The following is a 21,081-nucleotide window of genomic DNA, read 5'->3' on the forward strand; positions in this document are numbered from 1 at the left end:
AAACAAGAAACCGGATACATGACATTGGCGAAAAACCTCGGAATCTACAAGCAGTCGGGTGCGCAGAAACCGTCACAGCTCGTTGAGCAGCATGCGCCTCTCGTCAAGAAAATTGCTCTTCACCTGATGGCCCGCCTGCCGGCTTCCGTCCAGCTTGAAGACCTGATGCAATCCGGCATGATGGGCTTGCTTGAGGCCGCTCAGCGGTACAGTTCCACCAAGGGTGCAACCTTTGAGACTTACGCCGGTATTCGGATTCGCGGTGCCATGGTCGACGAAATCCGCAAGGGCGACTGGGTTCCCCGTTCCGTGCATCGCAATACCCGCCGTATTTCCCAGGCCATCAAGGCGGTGGAAGACCGTCTTGGCCGCGAAGCCCAGGATCAGGAAGTGGCCAAGGAGCTGGGAATGGAGTTGGCTGAATATCATTCCTACCTGTCTGATTCCAACAGTGGCAGACTTTTTAGTCTTGACGAGCTCAATGAATCCGGAGAGCTGCCGATAGAACAGACAGAGACGCAGGATAATCCCCTGGAGGGGGTGTCCTCCGATGCCTTTCGGCGTAATCTCGCTGAAGCCATTGAAGATCTGCCAGAGCGGGAGAAACTGGTGCTGAGTCTGTACTATCAGGAAGAGCTGAACCTCAAGGAGATTGGCGCAGTGCTTGGCGTCAGTGAGAGTAGGGTAAGTCAGATTCACAGCCAGGCTGCCTTGCGCCTTCGTGGACGGTTGTCGGATTGGCGAGAGGAATCAGATAGTTGACCGGGCTCTGCCTGTGTCCGCGAAGGTGCAGTCTGTAGTTTTTGGTAACAGGTGCTTTACAACCGGAGCAAAGGACTGACAATAAGCGGTTAAAACAGTGGCCTGCTAGACTTTGAACGCGAAGGTCAAACGAATTCCGGGTGTGACTAACTGGAGGTCCCATTGGACAAGAACATGAAAATCCTCATTGTGGATGACTTTTCCACAATGCGACGGATCATCAAGAATCTGCTGCGTGATCTGGGCTTCACCAATACCGATGAAGCCGACGATGGCAACACAGCGCTGCCAATGCTCAAAAGCGGAAAATACGATTTTCTGGTCACCGACTGGAATATGCCGGGCATGTCCGGTTTCGATCTGCTCAAGGCTGTTCGGGCCGATGAGAATCTCAAAACCCTGCCTGTATTGATGGTAACGGCTGAGGCTAAACGAGATCAGATTGTTGCTGCTGCCCAGGCTGGCGTAAATGGTTATGTTGTTAAACCGTTTACGGCTGCGGTGCTCAAAGAGAAGATTGAGAAAATCTTCGAAAGAATCCAGTAACCAGAGATCGGACGGCTCTCATGAGCGATAACAAGAAGGACCATCGGGGCCTTGATCCGGAGGTGACGGAAAAGCTCCAGCGGCAGGCTACAGAACTGGCAAAGACAGTTGATGCCGGTGATTATGCCAAAGCCATGACTCTGATCAATGAACTCAGCGAGGTTCGGGATCAGAGTCTGTATCGCGAGGTCGGGCGGTTGACCCGAAGCTTGCATGAAGCGATCCGGAACTTTCAGATTGACCCCCGTAATGCCGAACAGCAGGAAGCTCTGTCAAAGATGACAGACGCCTCCGATCGCCTCGAATACGTGGTGCAGATGACCGGTGAAGCGGCGAACCGGACCATGGATCTGGTTGAGGAAGCCATGCCGGTGGCCAACGCACTGAGAGCCGAGGCTGTCGCTCTGCGTGATGAATGGCAACGACTGCGTCGCCGGGAAATGCAGCCGGCCGAGTTTCGTGAGCTTTATGGGCGGATTGATCGGTTTTTCGTCAGTATGGCAACCGACGCCGACACCATGTACAGCCACCTTTCAGAAATTCTGCTGGCTCAGGATTACCAGGATTTGACGGGACAGGTCATTCAGAAAGTCACGACCCTGGTGAAAGAGGTTGAGGAGCAGATGCTCAGCCTGGTGGTGATGGCCAGTCATGTGGACCAACTCACCGGCACGGTACACCAGATTGAAGTACAGGAAGAATCTGCAGAAAAGGGCGTCGGGCCCCAGATCAAGGCCGATGAGCGTGAAGATGTAGTTTCCGGACAGGATGACGTGGACGACCTGTTGTCCAGTCTCGGTTTCTGAATAAAGAGGGTAACGCATGGCGTTTGATGCTGATGAAGAGATTTTGCAGGACTTTCTGGTAGAAGCCGGCGAAATCCTCGAAAAGCTGTCAGAGCAGTTGGTAGATCTTGAGCAAAATCCTGATGACAGTGATCTGCTTAACGCCATCTTCCGTGGCTTTCATACTGTTAAAGGCGGCGCGGGCTTCCTTCAGCTTGATGCCCTGGTGAGTTGCTGCCACTCCGCCGAGAACGTTTTCGATATTTTGCGCAATCACAAGCGCAAGGTGGACTCTGAGTTAATGGACGTGGTTCTGGAGGCCCTGGACAACGTCAATGCCATGTTTGAGCAGGTCCGCAATCATGAGGAGCTGACACCGGCTCCGGATGGACTGATAGCACGCCTGGATGCCCTGGCTGAGCCGGAAGGAGAACAGACGCCTGTCGCCGGTTCCCCATCAGAAGGTGAGGGGAATCATCCATCCGAGGACGGAGGCGACATCACTGACGACGAATTCGAACAGTTGCTGGATGCCTTGCAGGATGACAAATCCGGGGGCAACCCAACGGCTTCAGACTCCGCGTCAGTGGCGGGCGAGCCGGCAGGTTCCGGTGACGACGAGATTACCGACGATGAATTCGAGGCGTTACTGGATCAGTTGCACGGAAAAGGGCAGTTTGCCGGTGCACAAGCGGACGAAGAAGGCAGTGCCAGTGAAGCCAAACCGGCCGCCAGGGAAGACAGCGTCGGCAGCGACAATCTGATCACCGATGATGAGTTCGAGAAGTTGCTCGACGAACTTCACGGCAAGGGTGGCGCTCCAACAGGGGCTGAATCCTCCGCTGCGACAGAGACCCCGGTCCCGAAAGAACCCTCAGCGCCTGAACAACCGGCGGGTTCGAAAGTACAGTCTCCAAAACCTGAAAAACCAAAGTCAGGACCGAAACCGGACGTCAAGGGCGCTGCGGCACCTGCCAAACCGGCCCGCGAAAATGCCCCGGCGGCGGAAACCACGGTACGGGTCGACACCAAGCGCCTTGATGACATCATGAACATGGTGGGTGAGCTGGTGCTGGTTCGGAACCGGTTGCAACGTCTGGGTGCCGACAGCCAGGACGAGCACATGCACAAGGCGGTGTCGAACCTCGATGTTGTCACCACCGATCTTCAGTCTGCGGTGATGCAGACCCGGATGCAGCCGATAAAGAAAGTGTTTGGACGTTTCCCCCGGGTTGTTCGTGATCTTGCCAGGAACCTCAAGAAAGAGGTGAATCTCGTGATGCACGGCGAGGAAACCGACCTGGACAAGAACCTGGTTGAGGCGCTGTCTGATCCGCTTGTTCACCTGGTGCGAAATTCGGTCGACCACGGCATCGAAGCTCCGGAGGTGCGAGAGAAAGCAGGCAAGCCTCGTCAGGGCATGGTTACCCTGTCTGCCGAGCAGGAGGGCGATCATATCCTGTTGTTTATCGAGGATGATGGTGCCGGCATGGATCCGGAAGTGCTGCGCCGGAAAGCGGTCGAAAAGGGTATTTACGAACAGGATGCCGCAGATCGTTTGACGGATTCGGAGTGCTACAACCTCATTTTCGCTGCAGGTTTCTCCACCAAGGATCAGATTTCAGATGTCTCGGGCCGCGGTGTCGGGATGGATGTGGTCAAAACCAAGATTGGCCAGCTTAACGGCCAGTTGAGCATCGAATCGGCGTTGGGCAAAGGCTCACGAATTGTCATCAAGGTTCCGCTGACACTGGCGATCATGCCTACCCTGATGATCATGCTGGGGGATCAGTCCTTCGCATTGCCCCTGGTCAATGTGGTCGAAATTTTCCATCTGGATCTTACCAAGACCAACATCGTCGACGGGCGTGAATGTATTGTGGTGCGGGAGAAAGTATTCCCGCTGTTTCACATCAAGCGCTGGCTGATTCGCGGGGCCGCCGCCCAGGAAGTGCCTGAAAATGCGCATGTTGTTATCGTGGCTATGGGTACCAAACAGGTAGGCTTTGTTGTAGATCAGCTGGTTGGACAGGAAGAGGTGGTGATCAAGCCTCTCGGGCGCGCGTTGCAAGGGACGCCGGGAATGGCTGGTGCCACCATTACCGGTGATGGCCGGATTGCGCTGATTATTGATGTTCCCAGCCTGTTGCAGCATTACGGCTGAGCCGTGCCATAGGGTAACCATGGCCGGAGAACTATGGATTGGTAGGAGAAGTGGATGACAGTTTCTGTCCTGGTCGTTGATGATTCAGGCTTTTTTCGCAAACGGCTGACGGAAATCCTGACCAGCTCTGGCCAGATCAAGGTGGTTGGTGCTGCCACGAACGGTCGGGAAGGCGTCGAGCTGGCCGAAAAGCTGCGCCCCGACGTGATTACCATGGATTACGAGATGCCGGTCATGGATGGTATCTCCGCCGTACGCGAAATCGTGCGTAAACATCCGATACCTGTGCTCATGTTCTCCTCGCTCACCTACGAAGGTGCTCGAGTGACCCTGGATGCGCTGGAAGCTGGTGCCGTCGATTTCCTGCCCAAGAATTTCGAAGAAATTGCCCGGGACAACAGTCAACTCCAGAAGATTCTGATTGAGCGGATCCTGGATGTGGCGCGCAGCCGTCCAGGCACCCGGCCTCCGGCGCTGTCTCACCCACAACCGGCGGCAGCACCTACAAGGGTGTCGGGCCCGGCAGCGCGACCTCGCCCTGAACCGGCGCCGCGTCAGCGCCGTGATATACATGCTTCCACACCACCCGCAGGGCCTGCCGGCGACACCGAAGCGCCCAGGCGTCATGCCCGTCGAGGTCCTGCCAAGCACTACGCCGTCGTTGGTATCGGTACTTCAACCGGCGGACCGGTCGCCCTGCAACGGGTACTGACGGTATTGCCAGCAACGTTTCCCGCCCCCATCGTGTTGGTGCAGCATATGCCGGCCAGCTTTACGCCCGCCTTTGCCGAGCGTCTGAACAAGCTTTGTCGGATCGAGGTTCGGCAAGCCGAGGATGGCGATGTCCTTCGACCCGGGCTTGCGTTGTTGGCGCCCGGCGGCAAACAGATGATGGTTGAGAGCCGGGGCGGGCAGGCCAGAATCCGTATTTTACCCGGCGACGAACGACTTAATTACAAACCCTGTGTCGATGTTACCTTCGGTTCTCTGGCCAGGAGCTTTCCGGGCAAGACTCTGGGCGTCATTCTGACCGGTATGGGCTCTGACGGTAAAGAAGGTTGCCGAATGATGAAGCAGAGTGGGTCGGATATCTGGTCCCAGGATGAAAAGTCATCGGTGATCTATGGAATGCCAATGGCGGTCGCCAAGGCAGGGCTGACAGACGAAGTGCTGTCGCTTGACGACATCGGACCCCGCCTGGTCGAAGGTGTTTGCTGATGGATATCCTGAGCCTGCTCGGGGTCGTACTGGCCTTTGCCGCCATACTCGGGGGGAACCTGCTCGAAGGGGGCGCACTGGGTTCCCTTTTCAATGGACCGGCGGCCATTATTGTTATCGGCGGCACCCTGGCCGCGACCATCCTGCAGACTTCCTGGCCCACCCTTAAACGGGCCTTTACCCAGGTGCGTTGGGTGTTCGTACCACCGTTCATTAGCCTGGAAGATGGGATCGGAAAGGTCATCGACTGGAGCGTAAAAGCCCGGAAACAAGGGTTGCTGGGGCTTGAAGGGCTTGCTGAACGGGAGCCGGAACCTTTCGCCCGTAAAGGGTTGCAGTTGTTGGTGGACGGCGCTGAAACCGAAACTATCAGGGGCATTATGGAAGTGGACCTGGAGTCCCGTGAGCAGCGGGATCTGGAGTCAGCAAAAGTGTTTGAGGCCATGGGTGGCTATTCGCCGACGATCGGTATTATCGGTGCTGTCATGGGGCTGATACAGGTGATGACCAACCTTGAAGACCCGCAGTCTCTGGGTAGCGGGATCGCCACGGCATTTGTTGCAACCATATACGGTGTGGCGCTGGCCAATCTCCTGTTTTTCCCGGTGGCAAACAAGATGCGCGGTATCGTCAAGGAACGTACCCGTTACGAAGATATGATGATAGACGGCATCATTGCCATCGCCGAGGGTGAAAACCCGAAATCCATAGAATTGCGGCTGCGGGGCTTTCTGCAGTAAGCATGGGCAGGCCAACTTATGCGGCGTCGTAGGCAGCACCAGGACGATCTGCACAATAAGGAGCGGTGGCTGATTTCCTATGCGGATTTCATCACTCTGCTGTTCGCATTTTTCGTCGTTATGTATTCGGTTTCGTCGGTGAACGAGGGCAAATACAAGGTACTCTCGGAGACCCTGACTGGCGTATTCAATGCTCCCCAGCGATCGTTCAAACCTGTTGAAATTGGTGATCAGCCCCAGCGGTCGCCAGCCGCGCCTGCGGAGAATGTCATCACTCCGGCGGTTACTGAGGCTCCCAAAAATCCGGCACTGGACGCCCAGGGCCGAACTGAAGCTCTTCGGGCCATGGCAGACCAGCTGGCTATGGAGTTTGATGAACTGATTAATCAAGGGGTTGTGACCCTTGAGACCAGTGATCAGTGGCTGGAGCTGAATCTGCCGAACAGTTTGCTGTTTGGCAGCGGTGATGCCGAGCCCCATTACGACGCGTTTGACGTTGTTGATAAAATCGCGACAGTCCTGAATAACCGGGATAACGCGATCAAGGTTGAGGGCTTTACTGACAACCAACCAATCAATACCTCCCATTTCCCTTCCAACTGGGAACTGTCTACCGCTCGGGCGGCGGCGATGGCGCGGATGCTCGTGATGGAGGGCATCGAACCGGAACGTCTTGCTGCCGTCGGCTATGGCCAGTATCAGCCGGTTGCCCGGAATGATACCGAAGAGGGGCGAAGGCGAAATCGGCGAGTGGTATTGCTGATTTCCCGAGACGCCAGTATTCGCGGCGCCATGCGCTGAACCGGTCGTCGACAGATACGGATAGATCCATTGGCACGGTTCCTGTATTACTCTCCGTTGAGAAAAGGTGCCGGCAAGAACTTGCCGGACGTCCCCGCGTAATTCGTTCAAGTTGCCTGGGGACTGGCCGATAACCGAAATGGTGGCTGCAGGTAATTGCGGGTCACACTGATGTGTTCTCTGGAGAATCAAAGCGTGCGAATCTGGGCGGTAGCCAATCAAAAAGGCGGTGTCGGAAAGACAACGAGTGTTGTGGCCCTGGGCGGCTTGCTTGCCGAACGCGGCAAGCGCGTTCTCGTTGTAGATCTGGATCCCCACGGTTCGCTTACCAGCTGGTTTGGCTATGATCCGGATACCATTGCACACAGCGTTTTTGACCTGTTTCAGCATCAGGGGAAGGTCCCTGAGGGGCTTCCAGCCCAACTGATCACCGAAACCAGTTGTAAGGGGTTGTCCCTGCTTCCGGCGAGCGCAGCATTGGCTACCCTTGAGCGAAGGATGATCGGCGTCGAGGGAATGGGGTTGATCATGTCCCGGGCCCTGGCCCAACTTTGGGACGACTTTGATTATGTGCTGCTGGACAACACCCCGTCTCTGGGCGTCCTGATGGTCAACGCCCTGGCGGCGGCTCAGCATCTGATCATCCCCGTGCAAACCGAATTCCTGGCCATCAAGGGACTGGAACGCATGCTCCACACTCTGAAGATGATCATGCGATCCCAGAAAAATGAACTGTCCTATACCATCGTGCCAACGTTGTATGACCGGCGGACTCAGGCGTCTGTAAAGAGTCTGAATCTGTTGCGAAAAACCTACCGCGAATCCCTGTGGAGGTTTGCCATCCCGGTAGACACCAAATTCCGGGATGCCAGCCAGGGCGGTATCGTTCCCTCTGTGCTCGACGCAGACACTCATGGGGTCCGGGCGTACAGCCACCTGTTGGATGATCTGATGTCGCGGGTGGAGATGGTAAAGGAGCGTCAGCATGGCTGACGAGAAATTGACAAAGCTGGCGGATCCGGAAACCGCTATTGCCAGCTATCTTGATGAATTGCTGCATACGGCGACCAGTACAGCGCTCCGTGAAGAAACAATCGTATCCGAGTCGTTGAAACCAGAAGCTCAGGTGCCGCGCACATCCGTTCGTAGCAGACCGGCTCCGGTGAAAACCGTCGAAAAACTGTCACCAGAATCAGCGGCGCCTAGGCCAATCCCGGAAAAGCCGGTCGAACCAGCGCGGCCGGTGGTACCTCAGGCTCCGGTAGTGCCTGTACCGAAGGCAAAGGTCGCGGTCCCACCAGAGCCCGAGCCGGCGGCGCCACCGTCCCGTCCGGAATGGTCAGAGCAGCCCTTTGAGTGCCTCATTTTTACGGTTGCGGGGCTGCAACTGGCCGTTCCATTGATTCTGCTTGGCGCTATTCATCGCATTGAAGATGAGATCCGGGCCATCCCGGGCAGTCCGCGCTGGTACATGGGAATTCGCGCGGATCAGGATCAGAATCTCCGGGTCGTGGATACCGCGGAATGGATTATGGCCGGTCGGGTACCGCTCAATGCCCGCGAGAACTACCGATTCGTGATTCGATTGAATGACAGTGACTGGGGGCTTGCGTGTGACGATGTTGCCCAGTCCTTTACTTTGCGGCCCGAGGAAGTACGCTGGAGGACTGCTCGCAGCAAGCGTCCGTGGCTGGCAGGGACGGTCATTAATCACATGTGTGCGCTGATTGATGTAGGTACGATGGCAGACTTGCTGGTGCGGGCTGAAAGGGAGCACCATCTGGATCTGAACTAAGGCGTTTACCGGTTACCGAATGAAACCGAGCCGTGCTGGCACGGTTTGTGCCCTTGAATATAGTATTGGGCACTGATGATATTTTTTTGACGATCAGGTTGCCCGCCGGGCAGCCCAATAGGAGAAACATCGCTATGGCATCCCCGAGCGGACAAACCAATCAGTCCCAGGACGATCAGGTACTGCAGTACGTTACCTTCCGACTGGATGATGAGACCTACGGTCTGAATGTCATGCAGATCCAGGAAGTGCTGAGATACACGGAGATTGCTCCGGTTCCGGGTGCGCCGGATTACGTACTCGGCATCATCAACCTTCGGGGTAACGTGGTTACGGTCATCGACACCCGCCGGCGCTTCGGGCTTGCGGATGCGGAGATAACCGATGCCACTCGGGTTGTGGTGATGGAATCCGCCGATCAGGTCATGGGTATTCTGGTCGACTCCGTAGCCGAGGTGGTGTACCTGAAAGCCAGTGAAATCGAGACCGCACCGAACGTGGGTAATGAGGAAAGTGCCAAGTTTATCCAGGGCGTGTGCAACAAAGATGGCGAACTGATCATTCTGGTTGAGTTCGACAAGATGCTGTCAGACCACGAGTGGGCTGAAATCGCGGCACTGTAATCCGGGGAAACTCGATACAGTCCCGAAGATGGATGCCTTCCGCGGCAAATAACGGGAGACATCCGTCATGTTTTCAGAAATTCCTTCCTATCTTCCCTGGGCGCTGACTGTTGGCGCTTTGTGCCTGGTGTTTGTCCAGGGTCTGATTCTCGGACGTCAGGTCACCAGCCTCAGAGCCTCTCTGAAAGAACGCTGCGATACTCTTGGTCGGGAACTGCATGCCACCACCAGTGGCAGCATGGGGGTAGGGCAGCGGCTGGTAACCTGTGAACGGCAGCTCCACGAGCTCCGGACCACTCTTGACGAAATGCGTCAGAACGATCCGCTGAGAATTTCCTATGATGAGGCCTCCAGGCTGGTTGATCTCGGCGCCGATATCGACGATCTTATGAATACGTGCGGGATTTCCCGTCCCGAGGCCGAGCTGGTGTCAGCACTCAGAAAACGTCAGGCGGCCTGATCCCATGTCGTAACGGACGTAGCTCAATGAAAAGAGTTTATCCTAGGGCCCTTGAGGCCCTTCGATCTGTATCCCGCCATGATTTTGTTTCCGGCTCAGATCTGGTTGCATCCATAACCGGTCACTCCATCCCCCGCGAAGAAACCGTCAGTCACATCCTTGCTCTCATTCCGGAGGTTGAGCCGGATCAGGTGGTCATGCACGTGGGCGGCGGCTCCGGGTATCTCGCGGCCGTGCTTTCTGGCCTCGCCCATCGGGTTATCTATCTGGAGAAGAACGCCGTCGTCGCCGAGGCCGCGAGGGAACGGTTTTTCCGGCTTGGGATGCACAATGTGGATGTTGTGGTTGCTGATGTGGAAGACGCGCCGGAACCTGAATCCCCGTGCGACCTTGTTTTGTGCACCACATTTATCACGGAACCAAAGGTTCTGGCCCGGTTACTGCGGGAAGGTGGCCACGTTATTTGCCTTGAGGGGCGGGCGGGGCCTGTCCCGAGCCTGGCCATGTTCGAGCGGCACGACGGCGAACTGGAACGGGTCCGGACTCTGGGATGGGTCGACTTTAACCGTAATGTTGAGCAGATTCTCATTGATCAGGGCCTTGTGAATGACAAGGTTCTGGCTGAGGCAAAGGCCGAAGCGGCGAAGCAGAATTGCCGGCTGCTTGAGGTTCTTCGACGGACACTGAATATTGAAGAGATTGATCTGTACCGTTCGCTCGCTCTGCAGCGTGGTATGACATTTATCGATGCGGACGAACTCTTGCCGGACCTTCACCCGGCACTGTTCCGGCGATTTTCCCGAACGTTTCTTGATCTTTCGCGGCTGATTCCCGTCGCTGAAGACGACGACCGGGTTACTGTTGTGACGGATGATCCGGATGTGCGTACGGATCAGCTGGAACGCCTGAGTTCCAACCAGGTCGTGGAATGCCTGCTGACCACCCCGACGGATTTTCGCCGCATCTGGTCTGCGCTGGATCTGACCGCCAAAGGACGCCGCTTCGCAGCAGATCACGAACCTGATCAGATTCAACAGCCGGATTCGGTTGCCAGTAAGGATCAGGTTTTGGGTAAGGACCCCAAAAACAAACATATCAGCCCTTACCTGGTGTCTGTCTACGAAGCGATCCTGCTGGATGCTGTCAGTGAAAAGGCCAGCGATATTCATATTGAACAATACGAAGACCGGATTCGCATTCGCCTGCGGGTGGATGGTGATCTCCATGATTTGCCCCAATACCAGTTGTCGCCCCGCGAGATCAAAGGGGTGATCAACGTCATCAAGCTGCGAGCGGAACTGAATATTGCCGAACACCGATTGCCCCAGGGCGGGCGGTCCCGGCTTCAGCTTGGTGATATGGCTTACGACCTGCGTATCCAGACTCAGCCTTCCCTGCATGGCGAACATGCCATTATCCGGTTGTTGCCACAGACCGGCCGGGCCATGACCATTGCCGAGCTTGGCATGTCACCGATGATCGATGCCCGTTATCAGCGCTTGCTGGATAACCCGGCCGGGCTGGTGCTGGTTGTCGGACCCACTGGTTCCGGGAAGTCCACCACCCTGTATGCCGGCCTGCAAACCCTCGCAGATGATGGTCGCCGGAAAGTTATTACGGTGGAAGACCCTATCGAGTACTCCATCGATAATATCCAGCAGACCCGGGTGCGGTCGGAAATTGGTTTTGGTTTTGCCGATGCGATGAGGGCGTTTGTCCGGGAAGATCCCGACGTCATTCTCGTGGGAGAGATTCGCGATCAGGAAACCGCTCTTGAGGCAATCCGGGCCTCACAGACTGGGCACGTGGTTTTGTCTACTCTTCACTGCAACGATGCAGTGGACTCACTTCAACGCCTTTACGATCTGGGTGTTCACCCGAATTCGATTGCTGGTGAGCTTCTGGCTGTCATCGCCCAGCGTCTGGCCAAGCGTATCTGTATGGATTGCCGGCAGCCGGTGCAACCGGATCCGATGATTCTTGCTGAGGTATTCCCGGATGGTCCTCCTGCGGACTTTCGCTGCTTTGAAGGTGTGGGTTGTGATAAATGCAACGGCCGTGGTACTCGTGGTCGTGTGGCAATTGTTGAGTATATGGAAGTCGATACGGACATACGCAATGCTATCTCCAGTCAGCCTCCAATCGGCGAACTGCGTTGGCGCGCTCTCGATGCCGGCCTCGTGACCATGCGGGACAGTGCTCTGGACCATGTTATTGAAGGCATTATTCCGCTATCTGAGTTGCCACGGATTCTCCCGAGAGAGCGAATGGCGCCGGAAGTTCGTGGCGGCCGCAGGAGTCAGCAATGAGCAACAAACAACCGATCGTGAAAGCCGCCCAGCGGCAACCCGTTGAAGTGGCTTATAGCGCGGAACTGGACAAGCTCCGGAGTATGGATCATGGCCCAGTGCCACCGGGCTGGCAGATGTCGCCCCGAGCGGTGGAAAAGTTTGTTATGGGCGACGAGACACTCGGCATTGAGCGTAAATTTGTTGCTGATCGAGCCATAGTGGTCAGGATCATCATTTCGCTGTGTACCAGCCGGGGGTGCCTTTTGGTTGGTGAGCCGGGCACCGCTAAGTCCTGGTTGTCGGAATTAATGGCTGCAGCCATATCAGGTTGTTCGACTCTGACTCTCCAGGGCGGAGCCGTGAATAATATAGGACAGCTGTTGTACAGCTGGAACGAAGCGGTCTTACATTCCGAGGGGCCCTGTCTGAAGGCCTTGGTGCCCAGCCCCCTGCTGCGAGGAATGATGCAAGGGCAAATGGTCCGGTTTGAGGAGATTGCCCGCTGTCCGCAGGCGCTGCAGGACGCGCTGCTGTCTGTCCTTTCTGACCGGGTTGTGGTGATTCCGGAGCTTGCAGGTGAGGACGGGGTGGTGCTCGCCCGGGAGGGGTTTAATGTGATCGCCACCTCCAACAGTATCGATGAGGGGGTTCACCGAATGAGCGCAGCCCTGAAGCGTCGCATGGATTTCGAGGAAATCCGCCCGATCCGTAATCTGGCTGATGAGATGGATGTCGTGCTCCGGGAGGTTCGCAAGGCGAACACTCAGGCGGGCATCGAGGTCGAACTTGATGAATCGGTTGTCGAAATCCTGGTCACCATGTTCCACGAACTACGCAATGGTCAGACCCTCGATGGCCGTAGCACGGATCGGCTGGCGGGCTCGGCATTGTCCACGGCGGAAGCTGTTTCGGTGGCTCATGCAACCTGCCTTAACGCCTGGTATTACAGCGGTGGCAGTATCACGGTCGAACAGCTGATGCACCACATTGTCGGCTCAGCCCTGAAGGACCAACCCGAGGACCGACGCCGTTTGCGCCATTACTTTGAAACCACTGTGGCGGCGAGACAAGGCGACAACTGGAAGGAGGCTTGGGCACTCCGCTCACTGATCCGTTGAATCATCCGGTGCCTCGGGTTTGCGGTCATCCGGAGTAAACCCGCGAATATGAAAGGCGAAAGCCAGAATCTCGGCAATTACCCTGTACAGTGATTCAGGAATTTCCTCGTTCAGTGACAGGCGAGCGAGAATGCTGGCCAGCTCCGCATTCTCGTAAAGAGGAACATCGTGCTCACGGGCTATGCGGATAATTTCTTCGGCCAGCTCCTGAGTGCCGGTGGCACTGATGGTGGGTGCTTTTTCGCCATCGTATCTGAGGGCAACTGCAGCTCTTTCAGTGGGGTGTATCTTGGAGGTCATGCCCGGGTATCCACCAGTCTGTGTTCGAGTCGGGTCACGCTGCTCTGGGGCGTCCCTCGACGACAGTCGAGATCTGTGACGTCCAGTCCCAGTTCGGTCAGGCTCTGACGCAACGCAGGAAGTTCCTGGTTTACCTGTCGCAAGGTTGTCTGTTTTTCCGCCCATACCCGGGCGCTCACTGACTGCTGGCGGAGGGCGACATCGAAGTGTAATGGGCCCGCCTCATCCAGATCCATGCTCAGCGAAAGCCGCCATTCCGCTGTCGCCGTTGTCGGTGACTCCCGTTCCGATTCTTTGTCTTCGACATATTGTTCGATCCGCACCTGCGCGAGCCTCGGTTCATTCTGGGGTGTCAGCCATGGCAGGTCGATCATCAGTGCAGAAGCCGGTGCGGGCCCTGCCGCATCACCACCGCCTCTGGTCGTAAGCACCTGACTGTGTAGTTGATTGACGGTTATGCGGTTCAGCATTCCCGCCAAAAGACGAAGCATTTGCCCGGCACTGGGAGCTTCGCCTTCAGCGCGAGCCTGTGGTGTGGCCAGTGGTTGCGGGAATTGCAGTGGTGCCTGCATCAGTTCCGGCGTTGCAATTGGGGTCAGACGATTGAAGTGTTCCGGGGAGCTGCCTTGTTGGGCAAGCAATGCAGTAATGACTCTGCCCAGCGCCAGTTTGAGATCGGGGAGTTGGGAATCGGGCGTTCGTGCCAGCCGGGATTCGGCAAACAGGCCGCTTTCTGAAAGCCACTGGCGAACCTGTTGTGGTGTAGTGTCCTGGCTGCCGGAACCCGGTGTCAGGCTGGTACCCGAGGGCAGCCGTGCCACCAGTTGTTCAATGGTTTGTCTGGCGGCCTCCGGCAAAGGGCGGGCTTCACTCGATGAGGGGAGTTGGCCCGGTAAAGGATCCTGTTTGAGCCCCTGGGTCAGTGTGCCCATCAGTTTTGCCAGTCCGGCATCAAGCGTTTGTTGCCAGGGCAGGCGCTGGGCCAGAGCCCGGGCAATACCGGCTTCCGGAGCCGGTGCCAGTTTTCCCATAAGCTGAAGCTCGTTGCCGGCTCGCATCACCTTTACCCAGTCACCCGGGGCAAGTTCGGTTTTGCCGACAGCGGCCTGAACAAGCAGGGGCTTGCCGCGCAGATCCAGCAACACATCGGTGCTGCCCCCGCCCTGACGGTTGATGATTTCCGCCACCCGGGCTAAAGCGGATTCCCGGTTGCTTAACTGAAGTTGATCCAGCAACTGCCTTGCAGATGTTGTGACCGATTCGCGTCCGGCCTCGGTTGTGCTGGCCGGCCCGGATGTTTGCGGCGCGGGCTGGGTCGGGAGTGTAGGAGGCTGTTGTCCGCTGGGTAGTTTCATCGCCACTGATTTGATGTTGGACAAGAGTAATCGGCTGACGCTTTCGTTATAATACGCCGCGCCGGTGAGTCTTGGGTGAACAATATCCACGCCTGCCGCTGTCACGAATGCACCCGATGCCGTACACACGTGCATCGTCCTGGTTACGGGGCCCTGATGTCTGAGCCGTTATTACAGGCTATTGATCTGCAGTGTGAACGGGATGAACGGATACTGTTCCGTGATCTTTCGTTCTCCATACTGCCCGGTACGGTCACCCGTGTCGAGGGGCCAAATGGCTCCGGTAAGACAACCCTGCTGCGGATGCTGGCTGGCTTGAATGACGCCTGGTCCGGAGATCTCCTGTGGTTTGGCAAGCCAAGATCCGCTCATCGGGAAGAATTTCTCCGAAATACCCTGTATCTCGGCCACCGGGCGGGCATCAAGCCTTTGCTGACACCACTGGAAAATTTGCAGGCACTGACAGCCGGTCGGCGGCCGCTGCCTGATCCGGTTCTGCGCCAGGCACTGGGAGGGACCGGGCTGGCGGGATTTGAGGATGTTCCCTGCAGGAATCTCTCGGCCGGACAACAAAGACGAGTGGCTCTGGCCCGCCTGTTGATTGCCGATGAGCCACTCTGGCTGCTGGACGAGGTGTTTACCGCAATCGATGCAGGCGGTGTCAGTGCCATCGAGAATCTGCTCCAACAGCGGGCGGCTGAGGGTGGTTCGGTGGTAGTGACCACCCACCATGATCTCCGGTTACCTGGTATGCAGCGTATTATTCTTGGTGGAGGGTCGGACTGATGAATGCTGATTTTCGGCCAGCTCTGGTGTTACGGCATGATGCTGTCGGTGTTCTGTCTGCCATGCGGGGCGTTTTTGCCCGGGATCTCAGGGTGGCGTTCCGACAGCGTCAGGATCTGCTGAATCCACTGCTGTTTTTTGTCATGGTCGTAACCCTTTTTCCCCTCGGAGTTAGCCCGGAAGTGTCATTTCTGCGGGAGGCGGGAGCCGGTATCCTCTGGGTAGCTGCATTGCTTTCGGTCTTGCTGTCTCTCGATCATCTGTTCCGGCATGACTTTGATGACGGCACACTGGAGCAACTTGTGCTTCAGCCCCAGCCGCTGTTTCTGCTGGTATTGGCGAAGACCATGGCGCACTGGGTGTTAACGGGGTTGCCATTGGTGATACTAACGCCGGTTTTGGGCGTAATGGTTCATCTGGACGGGAACTCCATCGGTGTTTTATGTCTAACGCTGCTGATCGGTACACCGGTGCTTAGCCTGATCGGTTCCATCGGGGCGGCGCTGACGCTTGGGCTGCGTTCGGCGGGGGTGCTCTTGTCCCTGTTGATCATTCCGCTGTACATTCCCGTCCTGATATTCGGAACGGGTACGGTGGCGTCAGCAGCAGAGGGAGCGCCGGTGGGCGCTTATCTGGCTCTGATGGGGGCATTTCTGGTGCTGGCACTCACTCTGGCACCCTTTGCATCGGCAGCGGCGCTGCGTATCAGCCTGTCTAACGGGTAAAACAAGGTAACGGTAGGACGGTGACCATCTGATGTGGCAATTTTTTCACAAGCTGGGTTCTCCCAAATGGTTCTTCGGGATTGCTGCCCGGCTGATGCCCTGGCTACTGGCTGGCGGCATCCTTCTGTTGGTGGCAGGTATCGTGTGGGGTCTGGCGTTTGCGCCCAAGGATTACCTGCAGGGCAACAGCTACCGGATCATTTTTATCCACGTACCTACGGCTTTCCTTGCCCAGTCGGTCTACGTGATGATGGCTGTGGCAGCCGTTGTTACCCTGGTCTGGCGTATGAAGCTGGCCGACGTGTTCGTAAAGTCGGTTGCCCCGGTGGGTCTGGTACTGACATTTCTTTCCCTGTTTACCGGCGCGGTCTGGGGTAAGCCGACCTGGGGTACCTGGTGGGTCTGGGACGCGCGGTTGACCTCCATGCTGATCCTGCTCTTTTTATACGGCGGCGTTATTGCCCTTGACCGGGCAATTAACGATGAAAAGTCGGCGGCCCGTGCAGTATCAGTGCTTGTGTTGGTCGGGGTGGTGAATATACCGATTATTCAATACTCCGTAGAGTGGTGGAATACGCTGCATCAGCCGTCCACGTTCAAGTTGACAGAAAAGCCGTCCATGCCTGCAGAAATGTGGGTTCCGTTGCTGCTGTCCGTGCTCGGGATGTATCTGCTTTTTGGCTGGCTTGCCTGTTTGCGTATGCAGACAGAGATTCTGTTGCGTGAGCAGAGAACGCGCTGGGTGAAAGATTACGTATTGGCCGGGAGGGGCTGAGGTATGGCGTTTGATTCCTTGTCGGCTTTTTGGGTGATGGAAGGGCACGGGCCTTATGTCTGGTCCTGTTACGCTGCCTTCTTTTTACTGATGATCGGTCTGATGGTCTGGTCATGGCGCCGTCGTAACGCTGTGATTGAGGCTTGCCGGCGAGGCATTGAGCTCAAGTCGGGTCAGCAGACGCAACAAGCCGCGACGGCGTCCGCCGCGTCCTTCACCCGGGTCAAGGTTTCCCAAGACTGAAAGGCTGATATCTGATGCATCCAATCCGAAAAAAGCGACTGACCATAGTCCTGTTCCTGCTGGTGGGGCTGGCTATCGCAGTGGGTCTGACCACCTACGCACTGCGCCAGAACATCAATCTGTTCTATGACCCCAGTCAGATTTCCGAAGGGGAAGCACCGGTAGACGTCAGGATCCGGGCCGGCGGGATGGTCGAGGAAGGGTCAGTCGTGCGTGACCCGGACAGCCTCATGGTTGAGTTCCGGGTGACCGACTTCAACGCCTCGGTTCCGGTTCAGTATACCGGCATCCTCCCGGACCTGTTTGCTGAAGGGCAGGGCGTGGTTGCCATGGGCCGGCTGGATAACAACGGTCGCTTTGTGGCAGATCAGGTCCTGGCCAAGCACGATGAAAACTACATGCCACCGGAGGTTGCGGATGCACTGGAGAAGGCCTCCAAAGGCCAGCATAAAGCCAGTGACAGCGCGGAATCCGTATCCTACTAATCGTTCTTTTTAACAGCCTGGTTTCTGGAGGGCTTTGATGTATCCCGAACTCGGACAGCTAGCACTGATTCTCGCGCTGTTGCTGGCAGTGCTTCTCTCGGTAGTTCCCCTGGCGGGTTCCCTGACCGGACGAGACAATCTCCAGGCGTTTGCCAGGCCGCTGGCCTCCGGCATGTTCGTATTTGTAGGCCTGGCCTTTGCAGTTCTGACCCACGCTTTCGTAACCGATGACTTTTCCGTGGCCTATGTGGCCAACAACAGCAACAGCCTGCTGCCATGGTATTACAAGTTCAGCGCTGTCTGGGGCGGCCACGAGGGCTCACTGCTGCTCTGGATATTGATGCTGGCGGGCTGGACGCTGGCCGTCGCGATCTTTAGCCGTCGTCTGCCTGCGGTAATGATTTCCCAGGTGTTATCGGTGCTCGGCATGGTCTGTGTGGGCTTCCTGCTGTTTATCGTTATTACCTCCAACCCGTTTGACCGCCTGCTGCCGAATGTGCCGGCCGATGGCGCGGATCTGAATCCCTTGCTTCAGGATTTCGGGCTGATTGTTCACCCACCGATGCTCTATATGGGTTACGTCGGCTTTGCGGTGGCCTTTGCTTTTGCCATCGCTGCGCTGATCAATGGCCGTCTTGACGCTGCATGGGCCCGGTGGTCACGGCCCTGGACCACGGTTGCCTGGGCGTTCCTGTCCCTTGGTATTGCCCTTGGCAGCTGGTGGGCCTACTACGAACTTGGCTGGGGCGGCTGGTGGTTCTGGGACCCGGTGGAGAATGCCTCGTTGTTGCCCTGGCTTTCGGGTACGGCGCTGATGCATTCGCTGGCGGTGACCGAGAAACGCGGCGTGTTCAAGAGCTGGACCGTACTGCTGGCGATCGTGACGTTTGCGCTCAGCCTGCTAGGCACCTTCCTTGTCCGTTCCGGCGTACTCACGTCGGTTCATGCGTTTGCTTCCGATCCCGAGCGGGGCACCTTCCTGCTGGCGCTGCTGGCGGTGACTGTCATAGCGAGCCTGGCGTTGTATGCCTTTCGGGCACCGGTGGTGCATGTCCGGTCCCGCTATGGTTCTTTGTCACGGGAAATCTTCCTGTTGCTCAATAACGTGCTTCTGGTATCGGCCACCCTGCTGGTAGCCGTCGGCACCCTGTACCCTCTGGTTCTCGACTACCTCGAGTTGGGCAAACTGTCGATTGGTGAACCATTCTTTAACCTGACGTTCAGTCCTCTGGCGGTGGCGACCGGCCTGTTGCTGGGCGCGGGTATCTTCTCCCGGTGGAAGAAAACAGACGGCGGCTGGTTGGCGCGCAAACTGCTGTGGCCTCTGGCCATCAGCATAGTGGCCACCACGGCGGTTCTGATCGGCTACGGCGGTTTCACGCCCTGGGCTTTCCTTGGTGTGTTCTCGGCAATGTGGATCACCGTTGCCACTCTGTGGGACCTCAGGGATAAATCGGCCTCCCGAAAAGGCCGTCTCCACGGCCTCAAACGCCAGTCCCGCAGTTACTACGGCATGGTGCTCGGGCACCTTGGCCTCGCCATTACCATGGCAGGGGCGACCGTGGTCTCCAACTATGGCATTGAGCGGGATGTCCGTATGGTGCCCGGTGATGTCGCGACGGTTGGTGACTATCAGTTTGTGTTCCGGGATATCGGTGGGCGCCAGGGCGCTAACTTTACCGCCCAATATGGCACCTTTGACGTAATGCTGGATGGCGAGCGGATTTCCGTGCTCCATCCTGAGAAACGCCAGTACTCGGTTGGAATGAGCGTTATGACCGAAGCCGACATTGATGCCGGTTTGTTCAGGGACATCTTCGTGGCCATTGGTGAACGTATTACCGACGAGGCCTGGGCCATCAGACTGCAGTACAAACCGCTGATTCGCTGGCTCTGGCTGGGTTCTCTGTTTATGGCAGCCGGTGGCTTCCTGGCTATCTCTGACCGGCGGTACCGAATTCGGGACCGGGCCGACAAGAAAGTGGCTGCAGGAACAGTGGTGCCAGAAGCGGGTTCTGCAAAATCCGCGGGAGCAACGTCATGAAGCGTTTCCTGCTCTTTCTGCCACTGCTTGTCGCTATTGTTCTGGGTATCGTTTTGTTTGCGGGTATCGGCAAGGATCCCACCAAGCTGGAATCCGCACTGGTTGGTAAGCCGGTGCCGGAGTTCAGCCTCAGGGATCTGCATAATCCCGAAGCTACGCTGGACCAGAGCCTTTTGCGCGGTCAGGTTAGCCTGCTGAATGTCTGGGGCACCTGGTGCCCCGCCTGCAAGGATGAGCACGGCGATCTCATGTGGCTGGCTGAGGAGAAAGGGGTCAACATCATCGGTCTTAATTACAAGGATAACCGAGAGGATGCGTTGGTCTGGCTTGACCGGTTAGGGGATCCCTACCGGACAGTCATTTATGATCCCCAGGGCACACTCGGATTTGATCTGGGCGTGTACGGAGCCCCGGAAACCTTCGTAATTGATGCCGATGGAGTCGTCCGCTATCGCCACGTGGGTGTGGTCAATGAAACGGTTTGGGAGCAGACGTTGCTTCCTGTGATCAACGACGTTCAGGGGAATGGCTGATGGTCCGGATGGTGTGTTTGGTGTTGGTTCTTTTGCTTTCCGGTGGCGCCGCAGCTGATGTGGCAGACGTTTACGATTTCTCGGATCGGGCCCAGGAGCAGCGCTACCAGAACCTGACTGCGGAACTGCGCTGTCCGAAATGCCAGAACCAGAATATCGCTGATTCCAACGCGCCTATCGCCAAAGACATGCGTAATGTGGTCTACCAGATGATGAAAGACGGTGCCAGTAACGAGGAGATCGTCGAATCTCTGGTTGGCAGGTTCGGCGAGTTTATTCGCTACAAGCCTGAGCTCGACAGCCGGACGTTTCTTCTTTGGGCGACACCGGCCATCGCAGTACTTGGCGGACTACTGGTGGTTGCCGGCGTGGTTATCCGCTCCCGGCGGGCGGGAATGGAAAGTCAGGCACTGAGTGCCGAGGAACGCTCTCGTGTTGATGAAATGCTGGCAAACGAGGACAGGTCGTCCTGAACCTGTTCTGCCCCGGGATGTTCATTCTGCTATCTCATTTTAAATTCTGAACCTGTGAC

23 protein-coding genes are annotated in these 21,081 nt (G+C 56.9%); 21 read left to right on the forward strand and 2 right to left on the reverse strand.

Going from position 1 to position 21,081, the window contains the following annotated elements; genetic code table 11:
- The first annotated feature begins 18 nt into the window (after nt 1-18).
- The 13 genes from KO499_RS15725 to KO499_RS15785 all read left to right on the forward strand — a co-directional run bounded on the left by KO499_RS15725 (nt 19) and on the right by KO499_RS15785 (nt 13,303).
- Nucleotides 19-762 carry an RNA polymerase sigma factor FliA gene (locus KO499_RS15725; RefSeq protein ID WP_215984716.1) on the forward strand — a complete coding sequence of 248 codons (744 nt, stop codon included), beginning with the start codon at nt 19-21 and terminating at the stop codon, nt 760-762.
- Nucleotides 763-924: 162 nt separating this feature from the next.
- Nucleotides 925-1,308: a chemotaxis response regulator CheY gene (gene cheY / locus KO499_RS15730; protein WP_008173086.1), complete on the forward strand. Its 384-nt coding sequence runs from the start codon at nt 925-927 to the stop codon at nt 1,306-1,308.
- A 20-nt stretch (nt 1,309-1,328) separates the two neighbouring features.
- Entirely contained in the window at nt 1,329-2,114 is a 786-nt protein-coding gene (locus KO499_RS15735) for a protein phosphatase CheZ (RefSeq protein WP_215984717.1), read from the forward strand.
- Between the two features lie 16 nt (nt 2,115-2,130).
- Complete coding sequence (locus tag KO499_RS15740) at nt 2,131-4,257, forward strand: chemotaxis protein CheA (protein ID WP_215984718.1); 2,127 nt, start codon at nt 2,131-2,133, stop codon at nt 4,255-4,257.
- A 54-nt stretch (nt 4,258-4,311) separates the two neighbouring features.
- Complete coding sequence (locus KO499_RS15745; protein WP_215984719.1) at nt 4,312-5,475, forward strand: protein-glutamate methylesterase/protein-glutamine glutaminase; 1,164 nt, start codon at nt 4,312-4,314, stop codon at nt 5,473-5,475.
- Entirely contained in the window at nt 5,475-6,215 is a 741-nt protein-coding gene (locus KO499_RS15750) for a flagellar motor protein (protein WP_215984720.1), read from the forward strand. The genes KO499_RS15745 and KO499_RS15750 overlap by 1 nt, the downstream gene beginning before the upstream one ends.
- A gap of 18 nt (nt 6,216-6,233) precedes the next feature.
- Nucleotides 6,234-7,016: a flagellar motor protein MotD gene (gene motD, locus KO499_RS15755; RefSeq protein ID WP_215984721.1), complete on the forward strand. Its 783-nt coding sequence runs from the start codon at nt 6,234-6,236 to the stop codon at nt 7,014-7,016.
- A 195-nt stretch (nt 7,017-7,211) separates the two neighbouring features.
- Nucleotides 7,212-8,009 carry a ParA family protein gene (locus KO499_RS15760; protein WP_215984722.1) on the forward strand — a complete coding sequence of 266 codons (798 nt, stop codon included), beginning with the start codon at nt 7,212-7,214 and terminating at the stop codon, nt 8,007-8,009.
- Nucleotides 8,002-8,811, forward strand: a complete 810-nt coding sequence (locus KO499_RS15765) for a chemotaxis protein CheW (RefSeq protein ID WP_215984723.1) — start codon at nt 8,002-8,004, stop codon at nt 8,809-8,811. Before KO499_RS15760 ends, KO499_RS15765 begins: the two co-directional genes overlap by 8 nt.
- Before the next feature lie 134 nt (nt 8,812-8,945).
- Nucleotides 8,946-9,434 carry a chemotaxis protein CheW gene (locus tag KO499_RS15770; RefSeq protein WP_215984724.1) on the forward strand — a complete coding sequence of 163 codons (489 nt, stop codon included), beginning with the start codon at nt 8,946-8,948 and terminating at the stop codon, nt 9,432-9,434.
- 67 nt (nt 9,435-9,501) lie between these two features.
- On the forward strand, nt 9,502-9,894 hold the full coding sequence (locus KO499_RS15775) for a DUF2802 domain-containing protein (RefSeq protein ID WP_215984725.1): 393 nt from the start codon (nt 9,502-9,504) through the stop codon (nt 9,892-9,894).
- 26 nt (nt 9,895-9,920) lie between these two features.
- The gene (locus KO499_RS15780) at nt 9,921-12,203 is read left to right on the forward strand and encodes an ATPase, T2SS/T4P/T4SS family (RefSeq protein ID WP_215984726.1); all 2,283 of its coding nucleotides are present in this window, start codon (nt 9,921-9,923) and stop codon (nt 12,201-12,203) included.
- A complete protein-coding gene (locus KO499_RS15785) occupies nt 12,200-13,303 on the forward strand; it encodes an ATP-binding protein (protein ID WP_215984727.1) in 1,104 nt (367 codons plus the stop codon). Before KO499_RS15780 ends, KO499_RS15785 begins: the two co-directional genes overlap by 4 nt.
- Here KO499_RS15785 and KO499_RS15790 read toward each other — a convergent pair.
- Both KO499_RS15790 and KO499_RS15795 read right to left on the reverse strand, forming a co-directional pair.
- A complete protein-coding gene (locus tag KO499_RS15790) occupies nt 13,289-13,603 on the reverse strand; it encodes an EscU/YscU/HrcU family type III secretion system export apparatus switch protein (RefSeq protein WP_215984728.1) in 315 nt (104 codons plus the stop codon). The genes KO499_RS15785 and KO499_RS15790 overlap by 15 nt on opposite strands.
- Nucleotides 13,600-14,958, reverse strand: coding sequence for a flagellar hook-length control protein FliK (locus KO499_RS15795; RefSeq protein WP_215985425.1), 1,359 nt, complete (start codon nt 14,956-14,958; stop codon nt 13,600-13,602). The genes KO499_RS15790 and KO499_RS15795 overlap by 4 nt, the downstream gene beginning before the upstream one ends.
- Before the next feature lie 156 nt (nt 14,959-15,114).
- On the opposite strand from KO499_RS15795, the gene ccmA reads away from it, so the two are divergent.
- Genes ccmA through KO499_RS15835 form a run of 8 tightly spaced genes read left to right on the forward strand, consistent with a single transcriptional unit; the run spans nt 15,115 to nt 21,022 of the window.
- Nucleotides 15,115-15,744, forward strand: coding sequence for a cytochrome c biogenesis heme-transporting ATPase CcmA (gene ccmA / locus KO499_RS15800; RefSeq protein ID WP_215984729.1), 630 nt, complete (start codon nt 15,115-15,117; stop codon nt 15,742-15,744).
- On the forward strand, nt 15,744-16,469 hold the full coding sequence (gene ccmB / locus KO499_RS15805) for a heme exporter protein CcmB (RefSeq protein WP_215984730.1): 726 nt from the start codon (nt 15,744-15,746) through the stop codon (nt 16,467-16,469). Before ccmA ends, ccmB begins: the two co-directional genes overlap by 1 nt.
- Before the next feature lie 31 nt (nt 16,470-16,500).
- Nucleotides 16,501-17,244, forward strand: a complete 744-nt coding sequence (locus KO499_RS15810) for a heme ABC transporter permease (RefSeq protein WP_215984731.1) — start codon at nt 16,501-16,503, stop codon at nt 17,242-17,244.
- 3 nt (nt 17,245-17,247) lie between these two features.
- Nucleotides 17,248-17,487 carry a heme exporter protein CcmD gene (gene ccmD, locus KO499_RS15815; protein WP_215984732.1) on the forward strand — a complete coding sequence of 80 codons (240 nt, stop codon included), beginning with the start codon at nt 17,248-17,250 and terminating at the stop codon, nt 17,485-17,487.
- Nucleotides 17,488-17,501: 14 nt separating this feature from the next.
- Complete coding sequence (gene ccmE / locus KO499_RS15820) at nt 17,502-17,972, forward strand: cytochrome c maturation protein CcmE (RefSeq protein WP_215984733.1); 471 nt, start codon at nt 17,502-17,504, stop codon at nt 17,970-17,972.
- 37 nt (nt 17,973-18,009) lie between these two features.
- Nucleotides 18,010-20,016 carry a heme lyase CcmF/NrfE family subunit gene (locus KO499_RS15825; RefSeq protein ID WP_215984734.1) on the forward strand — a complete coding sequence of 669 codons (2,007 nt, stop codon included), beginning with the start codon at nt 18,010-18,012 and terminating at the stop codon, nt 20,014-20,016.
- Nucleotides 20,013-20,549 (forward strand): DsbE family thiol:disulfide interchange protein, encoded by a 537-nt coding sequence (locus tag KO499_RS15830; protein ID WP_215984735.1) that lies wholly within the window; start codon nt 20,013-20,015, stop codon nt 20,547-20,549. The genes KO499_RS15825 and KO499_RS15830 overlap by 4 nt, the downstream gene beginning before the upstream one ends.
- Nucleotides 20,549-21,022 carry a cytochrome c-type biogenesis protein gene (locus tag KO499_RS15835; protein ID WP_215984736.1) on the forward strand — a complete coding sequence of 158 codons (474 nt, stop codon included), beginning with the start codon at nt 20,549-20,551 and terminating at the stop codon, nt 21,020-21,022. The genes KO499_RS15830 and KO499_RS15835 overlap by 1 nt, the downstream gene beginning before the upstream one ends.
- The last annotated feature ends 59 nt before the right edge of the window (nt 21,023-21,081 follow it).

This window comes from Marinobacter sp. F3R08 (genome assembly GCF_018860425.1).
Taxonomy (GTDB): domain Bacteria; phylum Pseudomonadota; class Gammaproteobacteria; order Pseudomonadales; family Oleiphilaceae; genus Marinobacter.

Coding starts and splice junctions, on each gene's coding strand:
- KO499_RS15725 (WP_215984716.1), top strand. CDS start 19: ATGACATTGGCGAAAAACCTCGGAATCTACAAGCAGTCGGGTGCGCAG.
- KO499_RS15735 (WP_215984717.1), top strand. CDS start 1,329: ATGAGCGATAACAAGAAGGACCATCGGGGCCTTGATCCGGAGGTGACG.
- KO499_RS15740 (WP_215984718.1), top strand. CDS start 2,131: ATGGCGTTTGATGCTGATGAAGAGATTTTGCAGGACTTTCTGGTAGAA.
- KO499_RS15745 (WP_215984719.1), top strand. CDS start 4,312: ATGACAGTTTCTGTCCTGGTCGTTGATGATTCAGGCTTTTTTCGCAAA.
- KO499_RS15750 (WP_215984720.1), top strand. CDS start 5,475: ATGGATATCCTGAGCCTGCTCGGGGTCGTACTGGCCTTTGCCGCCATA.
- motD (WP_215984721.1), top strand. CDS start 6,234: ATGCGGCGTCGTAGGCAGCACCAGGACGATCTGCACAATAAGGAGCGG.
- KO499_RS15765 (WP_215984723.1), top strand. CDS start 8,002: ATGGCTGACGAGAAATTGACAAAGCTGGCGGATCCGGAAACCGCTATT.
- KO499_RS15770 (WP_215984724.1), top strand. CDS start 8,946: ATGGCATCCCCGAGCGGACAAACCAATCAGTCCCAGGACGATCAGGTA.
- KO499_RS15775 (WP_215984725.1), top strand. CDS start 9,502: ATGTTTTCAGAAATTCCTTCCTATCTTCCCTGGGCGCTGACTGTTGGC.
- KO499_RS15780 (WP_215984726.1), top strand. CDS start 9,921: ATGAAAAGAGTTTATCCTAGGGCCCTTGAGGCCCTTCGATCTGTATCC.
- KO499_RS15785 (WP_215984727.1), top strand. CDS start 12,200: ATGAGCAACAAACAACCGATCGTGAAAGCCGCCCAGCGGCAACCCGTT.
- KO499_RS15790 (WP_215984728.1), bottom strand. CDS start 13,603: ATGACCTCCAAGATACACCCCACTGAAAGAGCTGCAGTTGCCCTCAGA.
- KO499_RS15795 (WP_215985425.1), bottom strand. CDS start 14,958: ATGAAACTACCCAGCGGACAACAGCCTCCTACACTCCCGACCCAGCCC.
- ccmA (WP_215984729.1), top strand. CDS start 15,115: ATGTCTGAGCCGTTATTACAGGCTATTGATCTGCAGTGTGAACGGGAT.
- ccmB (WP_215984730.1), top strand. CDS start 15,744: ATGAATGCTGATTTTCGGCCAGCTCTGGTGTTACGGCATGATGCTGTC.
- KO499_RS15810 (WP_215984731.1), top strand. CDS start 16,501: ATGTGGCAATTTTTTCACAAGCTGGGTTCTCCCAAATGGTTCTTCGGG.
- ccmD (WP_215984732.1), top strand. CDS start 17,248: ATGGCGTTTGATTCCTTGTCGGCTTTTTGGGTGATGGAAGGGCACGGG.
- ccmE (WP_215984733.1), top strand. CDS start 17,502: ATGCATCCAATCCGAAAAAAGCGACTGACCATAGTCCTGTTCCTGCTG.
- KO499_RS15825 (WP_215984734.1), top strand. CDS start 18,010: ATGTATCCCGAACTCGGACAGCTAGCACTGATTCTCGCGCTGTTGCTG.
- KO499_RS15830 (WP_215984735.1), top strand. CDS start 20,013: ATGAAGCGTTTCCTGCTCTTTCTGCCACTGCTTGTCGCTATTGTTCTG.
- KO499_RS15835 (WP_215984736.1), top strand. CDS start 20,549: ATGGTCCGGATGGTGTGTTTGGTGTTGGTTCTTTTGCTTTCCGGTGGC.